The 12,227-nt window shown below is 50.7% G+C and carries 15 protein-coding genes; all 15 read right to left on the bottom strand.

The genetic code is table 11. The features are described from left to right. Positions 1-20: 20 nt before the first annotated feature. Positions 21-275, bottom strand: a complete 255-nt coding sequence (locus tag LZ11_RS01245; protein WP_170240252.1) for a F0F1 ATP synthase subunit delta/epsilon — start codon at positions 273-275, stop codon at positions 21-23. Next, on the bottom strand, positions 272-1,741 hold the full coding sequence (gene atpD / locus LZ11_RS01240) for a F0F1 ATP synthase subunit beta (RefSeq protein ID WP_148865871.1): 1,470 nt from the start codon (positions 1,739-1,741) through the stop codon (positions 272-274). Before atpD ends, LZ11_RS01245 begins: the two co-directional genes overlap by 4 nt. Before the next feature lie 20 nt (positions 1,742-1,761). Beyond that, complete coding sequence (gene atpG, locus LZ11_RS01235) at positions 1,762-2,571, bottom strand: ATP synthase F1 subunit gamma (RefSeq protein ID WP_148865869.1); 810 nt, start codon at positions 2,569-2,571, stop codon at positions 1,762-1,764. Positions 2,572-2,586: 15 nt separating this feature from the next. Continuing rightward, the gene (gene atpA / locus LZ11_RS01230; RefSeq protein WP_246110666.1) at positions 2,587-4,176 is read right to left on the bottom strand and encodes a F0F1 ATP synthase subunit alpha; all 1,590 of its coding nucleotides are present in this window, start codon (positions 4,174-4,176) and stop codon (positions 2,587-2,589) included. Between the two features lie 4 nt (positions 4,177-4,180). Beyond that, positions 4,181-4,711, bottom strand: a complete 531-nt coding sequence (gene atpH / locus LZ11_RS01225; RefSeq protein WP_148865867.1) for an ATP synthase F1 subunit delta — start codon at positions 4,709-4,711, stop codon at positions 4,181-4,183. Beyond that, positions 4,699-5,193 carry a F0F1 ATP synthase subunit B gene (gene atpF / locus LZ11_RS01220; RefSeq protein WP_148865865.1) on the bottom strand — a complete coding sequence of 165 codons (495 nt, stop codon included), beginning with the start codon at positions 5,191-5,193 and terminating at the stop codon, positions 4,699-4,701. Before atpF ends, atpH begins: the two co-directional genes overlap by 13 nt. Before the next feature lie 23 nt (positions 5,194-5,216). Beyond that, positions 5,217-5,483 carry an ATP synthase F0 subunit C gene (atpE, locus tag LZ11_RS01215; protein WP_148865863.1) on the bottom strand — a complete coding sequence of 89 codons (267 nt, stop codon included), beginning with the start codon at positions 5,481-5,483 and terminating at the stop codon, positions 5,217-5,219. A gap of 25 nt (positions 5,484-5,508) precedes the next feature. Then, a complete protein-coding gene (atpB, locus tag LZ11_RS01210; protein WP_148865862.1) occupies positions 5,509-6,165 on the bottom strand; it encodes a F0F1 ATP synthase subunit A in 657 nt (218 codons plus the stop codon). Beyond that, positions 6,144-6,533: an ATP synthase subunit I gene (locus LZ11_RS01205; protein WP_170240251.1), complete on the bottom strand. Its 390-nt coding sequence runs from the start codon at positions 6,531-6,533 to the stop codon at positions 6,144-6,146. Before LZ11_RS01205 ends, atpB begins: the two co-directional genes overlap by 22 nt. Positions 6,534-6,702: 169 nt before the next feature. After that, positions 6,703-7,419 carry an ABC transporter ATP-binding protein gene (locus LZ11_RS01200; RefSeq protein WP_148865858.1) on the bottom strand — a complete coding sequence of 239 codons (717 nt, stop codon included), beginning with the start codon at positions 7,417-7,419 and terminating at the stop codon, positions 6,703-6,705. Beyond that, the gene (locus LZ11_RS01195; RefSeq protein ID WP_148865856.1) at positions 7,406-8,185 is read right to left on the bottom strand and encodes an ABC transporter ATP-binding protein; all 780 of its coding nucleotides are present in this window, start codon (positions 8,183-8,185) and stop codon (positions 7,406-7,408) included. Before LZ11_RS01195 ends, LZ11_RS01200 begins: the two co-directional genes overlap by 14 nt. Before the next feature lie 5 nt (positions 8,186-8,190). Continuing rightward, positions 8,191-9,072: a branched-chain amino acid ABC transporter permease gene (locus tag LZ11_RS01190; RefSeq protein WP_148865854.1), complete on the bottom strand. Its 882-nt coding sequence runs from the start codon at positions 9,070-9,072 to the stop codon at positions 8,191-8,193. A gap of 12 nt (positions 9,073-9,084) precedes the next feature. Continuing rightward, a complete protein-coding gene (locus LZ11_RS01185) occupies positions 9,085-9,957 on the bottom strand; it encodes a branched-chain amino acid ABC transporter permease (RefSeq protein ID WP_148865852.1) in 873 nt (290 codons plus the stop codon). Positions 9,958-10,034: 77 nt separating this feature from the next. Continuing rightward, positions 10,035-11,234, bottom strand: a complete 1,200-nt coding sequence (locus LZ11_RS01180) for an ABC transporter substrate-binding protein (protein WP_222927136.1) — start codon at positions 11,232-11,234, stop codon at positions 10,035-10,037. Positions 11,235-11,600: 366 nt separating this feature from the next. Then, positions 11,601-12,227: a V-type ATP synthase subunit D gene (locus LZ11_RS01175; RefSeq protein WP_148865851.1), complete on the bottom strand. Its 627-nt coding sequence runs from the start codon at positions 12,225-12,227 to the stop codon at positions 11,601-11,603.

Genomic DNA, 12,227 nt, shown 5'->3' with positions numbered 1-12,227 from the left:
ATTGCCCCCAATCGCTCCTCCTATGCTTCCCGTTTAAAATATTCAGTTATAACAGTGGTTTTTTCCGGCAGCACCTCCGCCAATCCCTGCTTTACGGTATAATATTCTTCAAATCCCTCGCCAGCCACCTTCATCACCCCTTCCCTAAGGGCTATTATTTCCGGGGCGTGGCGGGGGAGTACGCCGTAGTCGCCTTCAAGTCCCGGCAGAATCAGCTTTAAAACTTCAAGCTCGATAGAATTTTCGGGAGACAGCACGGTAAGCCGGAAGGTCACTTTTTCCTCCCCCTTATTCTTTCCGCCTTTTCCAGGGCTTCTTCGATGGTGCCCACCATGTAGAAGGCCGATTCAGGAAGGTCGTCGTACTTGCCTTCGATGATACCGGCAAAACCCTTAATCGTGTCCTCCAGTTTAACGTATTTTCCGGGAGTCCCGGTGAACGCCTCGGCCACAAAAAACGGCTGGGTGAGGAACCTCTGGATCTTGCGCGCTCTGGAAACCGCCAATTTATCTTCTTCTGAGAGCTCGTCCACACCCAGTATCGCTATAATATCTTGAAGTTCCCTGTAGCGCTGCAGGATTTTCTGGACTCCCCGGGCCACGACGTAGTGCTCTTCCCCCACAATCTTCGGATCCAGGATTCTGGAGGTGGAATCCAGCGGGTCTACGGCTGGATAAAGCCCCAGCTCCGCCACCTGTCTGGAAAGAACGGTGGTAGCGTCCAGGTGGGCGAAGGCGGTGGCCGGGGCCGGATCGGTCAGGTCGTCGGCCGGCACGTACACCGCCTGCACCGAGGTTATGGCCCCCTTCCCGGTGGAGGTGATGCGCTCCTGGAGCATGCCCACGTCTACCGCCAGCGTTGGTTGATAGCCAACCGCCGAAGGGATGCGGCCCAGGAGCGCCGAAACCTCGGATCCCGCCTGAATGTACCTGAATATGTTGTCGATAAACAGCAGCACGTCCTGTCCCAGCTCATCCCTGAAGTATTCGGCCATGGTGAGGGCGGTCAAGGCCACCCGCATCCTGGCCCCCGGCGGCTCGTTCATCTGCCCGAAGACCAGCACCGTCTTTTCCAGGACCCCTGAAGCCTTCATTCCCAGCCACAGCTCGTTGCCTTCCCTGGTCCTCTCTCCTACGCCAGCAAATACCGAGTACCCCTTGTGCTCGGTGGCTATATTCCTTATGAGCTCCATTATCAACACAGTCTTTCCGACGCCGGCTCCGCCAAAGAGCCCGATCTTCCCGCCTCTGGGGTACGGGGCCAGCAGGTCCAGCACCTTTATTCCGGTCTCGAAAATCTCCTCCCTGGTCTCCTGCTCCTCGAAAGGCGGCGCCGGCCGGTGAATAGGCCAGCGCTCCCTGACCTCGACACCCTGTATGTCGTCGATGGGTTCGCCCAGGACGTTGAATATCCTTCCAAGTACCCTCTCGCCCACGGGCACCTCTATGGGCCTGCCGGTATTCTTCACCTTCATCCCTCTAACCAGGCCGTCGGTGGAGGACATGGCTATGGACCTCACCGTGTCGTCTCCCAGGTGGTGCATGACCTCCAGCACCACCTTCACCGGTTTCGACACGTCATTATTCCTTGGACCCTCCTGGGGCCTGCCCAGGGATTCATCCTCCACCTCCAGGGCGGTGTAGATGGCGGGCAGCTCGCCTTCGGGAAAACGCACATCTACCACCGGACCCACGATCGATACGATTTCGCCGTACGATTCTCGCGATTTTTGTTCTTCCAACGCTTTTCCCCCCTTACCCGCTAGTGCAGGTAATTTTCGGCTCCGCTCACTATCTCGGTTATTTCCCTGGTTATCACGGCTTTTCTCTCCCGGTGAAACTGCAGGGTGAGCTGCTCTATGAGGTCGTCGGCGTTTTCGGTGGCCGTCTCCATGGCCCTCAGCCTGGAGGCCAGCTCGCTGGCGTAGGAATTGAGGTAAAGGCCGTACAGGCTCAGCTTAAGGTACAGCCCCGCAACATAGTCCATAAGTTCTTCGGGGTCAGGTTCGAAGGCGATATCGATATTCTCATTCCCTACTTTGTCAGGAGGCAGGAGGCGTTCGGTTACCGGTTCCATGGAAAGGGGGTTTGAGAACCTGGTGTATGTGACGAAAACCCCGCCTCCCTGCCTGTAATGGTCCAGGGCCAGCCTCACCACGCCATCGAAGGACCCGGTGCTCATGTTCTTTGCCACGTCCGTCAGGCCAATGGCGGGTTTCATGCCCTGCCTTGTAAAATAATCCCAGGCCTTCCTGCCCACCGTTACAAGAACGGCGTCGCCCCACTCTTTCAATCTGGCGGCTGCTTCCTCCAGCACCGCCGCGTTGTAGCCGCCGGCGAGCCCTCTGTCCCCCGCCATTACTATCAGAAGGGGCCTGCCTTTACTCTCCCTTTCTTCAACCGGGATGCGGGCCACAATTTCCTTCATGCTTTTGTAGAGGGCTCCGTAGTCCTCCAGCTTTTTCTGCGCGGCCTTCAGGCGCGCGGAGGAGATAAGGTGAAAGGCCTTTGTAATTTTGCGCATGTTCTTTACACTCCCCAGCCTTCTCCTTATATCCCTGAGTCCCGGCATGAATAACTCCCCCCTTTAGTTTCCCCGCCGGCGGTCCGCCGTCTCGTTTTCGCGATCTTTCACGTCAAGTTCCTCCGGGGATTCCCCCGCGGAGGGACTGAATCGTTTCTTGAATTCCTCAAGAAGCACCCGGATCCTTTCTTCCAGCCCGTCGTCCATAGCCTTTTTTTCCCTTATCTCCTGCAGGACTTCGGGATGGGCCGATCTTGCGTATTCCAGCATTTCCTTCTCCCAACGCTTCACATCAGCCACGGGCACATCGTCGAGGAACCCGTGGGTCACCGAGTACAGGGAAAGTATCTGGCTTTCCAGCTCCTGAGGCTCGTACTGGTTCTGCTTTAAAATCTCGACGATGCGCTCTCCACGGGCAAGCCTTGCCCGGGTCTCGCTGTCCAGTTCCATGCCGAACTGGGCGAACGCAGCCAGTTCCCTGTACTGGGCCAGGTCCAGCCTCACCCTGCCGGCCACCTGTTTCATTATCTTGAACTGGGCCGCACCCCCCACCCTCGATACGGAAAGCCCGGCGTTAACGGCCGGTCTTACACCGGCGTGGAAAAGTTCGGGCTCCAGATATATCTGCCCGTCGGTAATCGAGATTATGTTTGTCGGAATGTATGCCGAAACATCCCCGCCCAGAGTCTCCACTATGGGTAAAGCCGTCATGGACCCGCCGCCCATTTTTTTACTCAGGCAGGCGGACCTTTCTAGCAGCCGGGAGTGGAGGTAAAATACGTCGCCCGGGAAGGCTTCCCGCCCCGGCGGCCTCCTTAAAAGCAGCGACATGGCCCTGTAGGCGATAGCGTGCTTTGAAAGATCGTCGTACACTATGAGAGCGTCTCTGCCGCTGTACATAAACTCCTCGGCCATGGCGCAGCCGGCGAAGGGAGCTATATACTGTATAGGGGCGGTTTCGCTGGCGGTGGCCGCCACAACTACGGTGTAGTCCATAGCCCCATGCTCCCTCATAGTCTCAACGATCCGGGCCACCGTGGAACTCTTCTGGCCGATGGCCACATACACGCACAAGACACCTTTTCCCTTCTGGTTTAATATGGTATCCACGGCTATGGCGGTCTTACCGGTCTGCCTGTCGCCTATTATCAGCTCCCGCTGGCCGCGGCCTATCGGAATCATGGCATCGATAGCCTTGATCCCTGTCATAAGCGGAGTGTTTACAGGTCTGCGTTCGGTAACCCCCGGCGCCGGATATTCTATGGGCCTTTTCTTTCCTGAATTTATCGGTCCCTTGCCGTCTATGGGATCTCCCAGGGCGTTTACCACCCGCCCCAGCATTTCCTCGCCCACGGGCACTTCTACTACCCTTCCAGTGAGGCGGACCTCGTCACCTTCCTTGATCATCGAGTCGGGCCCTAGCAGCACGCACCCCACCGAATCTTCTTCCAGGTTCATCGCTATGCCGTGGACACCGCTGGGAAACTTCAGCAACTCGCCAGCCATGGCCCTTTTTAACCCGTATATCCTGGCTATTCCATCGCCGACGCTGACCACGTAGCCCGTTTCCTCTATATTCAATTTTTCCCGGTAACCGCGAATCCTTTCCTCTATGACGGATATTATTTCGTCAGCCGAAAGTTCCAGCCCCATTTTTTTACCCTTCCATCATTGCCCTTAATTCCTCAAGCCTCGACCTGATGCTGCCGTCGATTACCTGAAAACCTATCCTCACGACCATACCGCCTATTATCGCCGGGTCCACTTCTTTTTCCACCACTACTTTCCTGCCGAATATCTTCTCGAGTCTTGTCTTGAGATCCTCTTCTTCGTCAGAGGTAAGCTCCACTGCAGTGGTAACCCTGGCTATGCGGTAAGCCCTGTACCGCCGGTAATATTCCATGTACTCCCGGTAGATGTCATCCAGGAAGTACTGCCGGCCCTCGTCTATCACCAGGTTAAAAAAGTTCATCATCTCCGGGTCCAGAATTCCCGAAAAGACATCAGAGATTATCCTTTTCTTATCCTGTCTTTTGATCCCGGGGTGGTACAGAAAATCTCTGAAGGCGGCAGATTTTTTGACAGCGTCTCTCACCAGGGAAAGCTGTTCTTTGATTTCTCCCACCTTTCCGGCTTCCTCTGCCACCGAAAAAAGGGCACCGGCGTAAACCCTGCCTACCGCACCCATTTTCCCTCACCTATTTTCTCAATGGCCCGCCGGATGAGATAGTGGTGTTCCCGGGGATTCAGCCGCTCCTCTATAATCTTTGCAGCAAGCATCACCGAAAGTTCGGCCGCTCTCGACTTCACTTCGGAAAGGGCCCTCGCCTTTTCCCGGTCTATTTCCTCCCGGGCTCTGGCAAGAAATATATCGGCCTTTTCTTTCGCCTCCCGTTCGGCCTCCTCCTTAATGGCTTTCGCCTGCTCCCGGGCCGTCTCGATCATCGCCCGGACTTCCTCCCCTGCCCTGTCCAGTTTTTCCCTGTAATCCTCGTAGAGCTGCCGGGCTTCTTCCAGGCGTTTATCGGCCTCGACGAATTTTCTCCTGATGGATTCATCCCTCTTTTCCAGAAATTCGCGGACGGGCTTGAAAAAAAGTCTTTTCATGAAGTAAAACAGCACGGCCACGTTTATGAGCTGAAGTATAACCGTATAAAGGTTGAGGAGCACGGAATGATCCCCCCTGGAGTGGTTTAGAGCAGCCGGAGCAGCGGGTTTGCGAAGATAAGGATGAGGGCTATTATGAGGCAATATATGGCACTGGTCTCGGCCACGGCGTCACCCAGGAGCAGCGTCCTGATGATGTCGCCCTGGGCTTCCGGCTGGCGCGCCACAGCTTCGGCAGCCTTTCCGGCGGCTATTCCCTGACCGATACCGGTTCCCAGCCCTCCTATCATCGCTATTCCCGCTCCCAGAGCCGAAAAAGCAAGTAAAAGCGCTTTACCGTCAACGGCAGGCATATAAAGGACCTCCTTTTTCGAATTTTTAATCGGCCATGGAGACGAATACAGCGGTGAGCATGACGAATATGAAGGCCTGAAGCACCCCTGCGAAGACGTCAAAGTAAAAGTGCAGCGCCACCGGAACCAGCAGGGGGACGGCCGAGTATATGAGGCCGGTTATTATCTTCCCGCCCAGTATGTTTCCGAAAAGCCTGAACGCCATGGATACCGGGTTGGCGAAACTTCCTATTATGTTAAGCGGCGCCAGCAGGGGCAGAGGCTCGAAAAAGCTCTTAAGGTATCCTGCAAAACCCTTCCGCCGGACGGCCTCCCGCTGGACCAGCCCAAAGGTTATGACCGCCAGTCCGAAGGTCGTGGAAAGATCCGCCGTGGGAGGCCTAAGGGTTAAAAGGCCCGACAGGTTCGACAGCAGGAGAAAGGCGGCCAGGGTACCGATGTACGGAACAAATCCCATTCTCTCGCTGCCCATGGTCTCCTCTACGAGCCTCTCTACTCCCTCGTAAAAAACCTCGGCGAGCTGCTGGAAAAGGCCGGCTTTTCTCCCCAGGCTTTTTCCGGCATAGTAGGAAGCGGCTATAAGCACGGCCATTATGAACCATGTCACCACCACCGTTTCGGTGACGGGCACGGACAGGTTGTATACACGCCAATAAAAAACTACCCTCGGGAAGAACTGCATTTTTTGAGACCTCCCAGGATAGTATTTGACAATACGGCAATTTTTATCACCATTAGGCCCAGGATTGTTGCAATAAAAAACTCCATGTTTGCGGATATGGCAAAAATCAATCCGGTCAGGGTCAATAGAAACCTCAGGAAAAAGCCGCCCATGCCGATAAGAGTCGCCATCTCCCGGCTTTTACCGGCGAGCCCTGTGAGGAATATATAGAGCAGATAAAAGTTAAAAATTGACATGAAAGATCCCAGAATCAGCCCTCCCGCCCACCTTCCGGTCCTGTCGAAAACCAGAGCCAGTATGGCGGTAACAGCGGCAAGTACGATGCTTCTTTTTACAACCCCTGCGAAAGTGTTCCTGAGTTCGTCCAATTTTTCACCCCGGTCGTATGTATTATGGCTTATATTTTTATCTTGCTCCAAGGATCATTTCTTATAACAAAAAAGCCAGTTTTTTTAATACGGGTCGGAAATGCCTAGAAATAGAAAAGGCAGCTTGCTGCTGCCTTTTCTTTGCATTTATTATTTTATTTATACTATACTATATTGCTTTGTGTCTTACGCCAAGATAAGCTTCCTGTACTTTCGGGTTTGCCAGAAGCTCTTTGCCAGATCCGGAAAGGACCACGCGACCGGTTTCCAATACATAAGCCCGGTCCGCTATTTCCAGTGCCTTGTGGGCGTTCTGCTCGGCGAGGAAGATGGTGGCCCCCTGGGCTTTTATCTGCAATATGGTTTTGAAAACCTCAGAAGTGTACAATGGCGAAAGGCCGAGGGAAGGTTCGTCCAAAAGCAGGATCTTGGGCCGCGACATTAGGCCGCGGGCTATGGCAGCCATCTGCTGCTCGCCGCCGCTTAACGTCCCGGCGTATTGATTGGACCTCTCCTTTAATATAGGAAAAAGCGAGTATATGAATTCCAGGTCCTTTTTTATCCCCTCTGGGTCTTTCCTTAAGAACGCCCCCATTATTATGTTTTCCCTTACGGTAAGATTAGCGTACAGCCTCCTTCTCTCGGGCACCAGTATAACGCCGGCGGCAGCGACATCATGGGCCGAGGCCGGCAATGATTTGCCGTTATAAGTAATGGTCCCACTTTTCGCTTTCAGTACGCCGGCCAGTGTCCACATCAGGGTCGATTTCCCCGCCCCGTTGGCCCCCACTACTGTCACGATTTGTCCTTTTGGCACTTCGATGCTTACATTTTTTAAAGCGTGGATTCTCCCGTAGTATACGTTTAAGTTTTCAACCTTTAACATAGGTGTATTCCTCCCCCAAGTAAGCCTTCAATACCCTGGGATCGCTCTGCACTTCTTCTTTTGTACCGTCTATGAGCATTTCCCCAAAATTTATGACGATAATCCTGGGGCAGAGTTCCATTACCACATCCATGTGGTGTTCGATGAGAATGATGGTGAGGTTGTAGCGTTCCTTTACTTTCCTTATGAGGTCTACCAGCATCAGTGATTCTTCGGGGTTCATCCCGGCGGCGGGCTCGTCGAGTAAAAGGAGCCGGGGCTTCAGCGCCAGGGCTCTCGCTATTTCAAGTTTTCTCTGGAGACCGTATGGCAGGCTGTCGGCGCGGTAGTTCGCGTATTCCTCCAGTTCTACCACTTTTAAATATTCCATAGCTTTTTCTACAAGTTGTTTTTCAATTTTTGTCACTTTTGGGCTTCTGAAAAGTGCTTCAACCATGTTGTAGTCCGCCTCTCTGAAGAGGACTGTCCTGATGTTTTCGATGACGCTCAGCTTATTGAACAGCCGTATATTTTGAAAAGTCCTGGCTATACCGCATTTCACTATGGAAACAGGATCAAGATCTGTTATGTCTTTACCGTCGAAAAAAATTTTTCCTCCGGTAACTTTATAGACTCCGGTTATAAGATTGAATATGGTTGTTTTGCCCGCTCCGTTGGGGCCTATTAATCCGACTATTTCGTTTTGCTCCAGGGCAAAGGATATGTCTTTTACCGCCACTATGCCACCGAAGCGTTTTGTTACGCCTTTCAATTCAAGCAGAGCCATTTCGTTTATATCCCCCTTTTGCCTGCATAGCCTGCGGCTCTTCCAGGAATTATTTTTTTAAGAATTTCAAAGGAAAACTCGTGGTATCCCATAATTCCCGACGGTCTGTATATCATGATGAGCACCAGGATCAGGCCGTAGACCACCAGGCGCCACATGTTGGCTACCCTGAGCACTTCGGGAACGGCTATAAATAATGATATGGCTATAATGGGTCCAGTGAGGCTGCCCATCCCGCCCGCCACAACGGCAGCCGTGAGCTGCGTTGAAAGGACGGATGTGAACATGGCAGGTTGTATGTAATTTAAATAATGCGCAAAAAGCCCTCCTGCAAGACCGCCGCACGCTGCGCTGTATATGAGGGAAATCATTCTCACCTTAAAAAGATCTATCCCGGCCATCTCGGAGGCTACAGCGTCTTCTCTTACAGCGATGGCATTCCTCCCGTATTTGGACCATATGAAATTTCTGGTCATCCAGACAACAAGCAGCGAAAATACCATCACCACGGGAAGTGTCGTGTAATGGGAGATGCCCGGAAGTCCCCTGGCCCCCTGGGTTATGGAGAGGTTTTCCAGTATAACCCGCACCGCCTCGCCAAATCCCAATGTCGCGATGGCGAAATAGTCTCCCCTGAGTTTCGCCCGGAGAGTCGGAAAGCCTATAATCATACTGACCGCCGCCGACATCAACATCCCGGCAAGAAGGGCAAATAAAAACGGGACGTTATAAAAATATGTAAGGATTGCCGCCGTATAAGCACCTATGGCCATAAATGCGGCATGCCCCAGTGAAAAAAGCCCCGTAAATCCTGTAAAAACCGAAAGGCCCACCGTGGCAATAATTTCTATTCCTATTACGGACAATACTCCGAGAATGTATTGCATATATTCTCCCCCCTAAACCTTTTCTTCAAGATACTTGCCAAGCAAGCCCGCAGGTAGTATTACCAGGAATATTATGACCAGGGAAAAACTGAATACGTCCCTTATTACCGAGGAGATATAAACAGAAACGAACGTCTCAAGTATTCCCAGGATAACCCCGCCTATTACAGCTCCGGGGAGGCTTCCCAGTCCGCCTATTACCGCGGCGATATAAGCCTTGCTTGTTATCCAGCCCATGGTGGGGTATACCATGTATTTTATTCCAAGGAACACCCCGGCAATGCCTGCAAAGGCTCCCGCCAGAATAAATACTACTCCTATGAGTCTATTCATATTGACGCCGTTTAGAGACGCCACGGTCATGTCGTAGGAAGCTGCCCTGATGGCGGTGCCCATCTTAGTCCTTGTGAGAAAAAGATGAAGACCACTTATGGCTATAAAAGAAAAGATCAGGGCAAACAGGTCAAGGGTGCTTATTTCACTGCCGAAAAAGGAAACACTGGACTTCTTAAATATTTCAGGGAAAGAATAGAAATGGGACCCAACAGTTACGTAGACCATATTCTCCAAGAAAATGGAAACACCCATTGATGTAATCATTAAATAGAGCGGAGGTGCTTTTCTATTGATAAGGGGAATATATGCAAGACTTACGTTTAACAGTGCGAAAATTGCTGCGCCCACGATTGCCCCGAGTAATGAAATCGCAAGACTTGAATAAAACCAGGATATTAAAAAATAACCTATATAAGCCCCAAGCATTATGATGGTGCCGTGGGCAAAATTGCTGAAATTAAGTATAGAAAAAACAAGAGAATAGCCTACCGCCATGAGGGCATATATACCGCCTATAGAAAGTCCTGTTATCAGGGTCTGCAGAAACATTTAATTCACTCCTCATTTTTGTCCAATGAATATATCTACAGAGAGGGGATTTTAAAATCCCCTCTCCACTCAATGCTCTAGTTTGTCACAAATTTTTCAACAAAAACGAACTCGCCGTTTTTTATCTGTTGGATAATAGCTGGTTTATTTAAAGGATCATGAGTCTTGGGATCTATTGTAAGAGTTCCTGTTAGAACTTTAAGGTTGGCTGTATTCTCTAGGGCTTCGGCTAAAGCCGAACCTTCGGTCGTACCTGCTCTTTTTATAGCATCCACCAGCAGATACAATGCATCAACAGCCAGGACCGGTTCCGGCAATACAGGTTCTTCTCCGTATTTTTGCTTATATTCTTTTACAAAGTCCTGTATATCAGGATCATCCATAGAGGCGTGGTTTACCAGGTAAAAACCTTCCACCGCTGATCCTCCCAGTGTAACAATATCCGGGGTTCCGCAGGCATCACCGCCCATGAGAATAGATTTTATACCCAGGTCTCTTGCTTGTTTTGCCGCTAAAGCAGCTTCTTTTTGCGTATTCGGAAGGAATATGACATCAGGATTATTCTGTTTTATCTTTCCCAGCATTGCCCTGTAATCAAGTTCCCCTGATCTGAAGGCCTCCTTGTTAGTGATATTACCGCCCAGCTTTTTGAACTCATCTTCAAAATACTTTGCAAGCCAGGCTGAATAGTCATCACCCACATTGTATAAAATAGCGGCCTTCCTTGCATTCAACCTGTGGTAAGCAAATTGTGCCAGAACCTTTCCCTGGAACGGATCTATAAAGCATGTCCTGAATGCGTATTTTCTCACTTTACCTTCCTGAGGAACGGTTACCTGTGGGTTTGTCGCTTGTGTTGCGATAAACGGGATTTTATTTTCTTCAGCAACTGAAGACATGGCGATTGCCAGCCCGCTCATTGCCGGCCCAATTATAGCCACAACTTTATCCTGTTCTATCAATCTCTTAGCGACATTGACGGCTTCGATAGAATCCCCACGGTTATCGTAACTTATCAGTTTGATCGGCCTTCCGTTGATTCCTCCTGCAGCATTTATTTTGTCGACCTCCAGCCGCAGGGCTTTTTCACAGGATTGGCCCCAAATAGATACATCCCCGGTTAGGGCCACAGTATTCCCGATTTTTATGGGTTCGACACCGTTTTTCTCCGATCCATTTCCATTATCGGATTGTTGTAAAGGTTCGCTACACGCGGTCAGGGTTAAAACGGCAACCAACAAAATAACAAAGAAGGCGCGGAATTTTTTCTTATTCACCTTTTTCACCCCGCATTTTTAATTGAATTTTCAATAAATTTAAGTCAGGTCAATAACTTTTACCACCCCTTTTAACTTAATCTTATTAGAGCCGTTTTGAAGTTAACATAATGCTCATATAGCTGTCTTAATAAATTTTACCAAGCAAAATACATACCAATCCCAAAAAGTCTATATGGATTGGAGCTATAGCGCAAGTACATTTTGCAGTGCAAAAAAATCGGTGCAAAATTTTTGAATAAATCACTTTTAATTGATGATATATTAAATTCTGATATTGATTCTGAGCTGGTTGGCGATTGCGTGATTCCTTCATAAAAAAAGCAGGCTAGACTGCATATCTGCCGTCTAACCTGCTTTATCCACTTATCCCTGCATCACCATTTCCTTTATCTTCATAAGCCTTGTACGGCTTGAACGCTCGTTTTCGTCCAGCTTCATGGTGATGTATTTTATGGTATTTTCGAGCTGCGGTATCAAAACATACTCCAGAGCGTTTACCCTGCGGCGGGTCTTTTCTATCTCATCGGCCATGAGCTGGCAGGCCTTCTCAATTTCCGCCAGCTTCAACATCTTAGGAAGCATGGCCGACAAAGTGCGGATGGCCGAGTCCATTTCCGCCGACGTGTTCGCCAAGCCGTAGGGAAAAAGATTTTTCCCCTCTTCCCGGGATATCTCCAGCCTGGGCACGTTGACGCTCATGATGTTTTCCTTTCTGATGTTTATGCTGACCCTGGCCGAGGGGATCATGAGACTTTCTTCCACCACGTTGGCGGGCATCTGGCTTCTTGCCATGGTGAAACTTTTGAAAGCACCGACGAGCTCGCACTCGACCTCCTCGCGCAGGAGTTTATTCTGCTTGACCATGTCTAAAAACTTCTTTATAAGCTCATCCTGCTTGTCTTTCAGGAGCTTGTGGCCACGTTTTGCGGTCACAAGCCTCTTTTTCAACCTGGTTAGTTCCATCCGGGTAGGATTTACCCGTATTTCCAT

It is taken from the genome of Thermosediminibacter litoriperuensis, assembly GCF_008124715.1.
GTDB classification, from domain to species: Bacteria; Bacillota; Thermosediminibacteria; order Thermosediminibacterales; family Thermosediminibacteraceae; genus Thermosediminibacter; species Thermosediminibacter litoriperuensis.
This window is presented reverse-complemented; position numbering and strand designations above follow the sequence as displayed.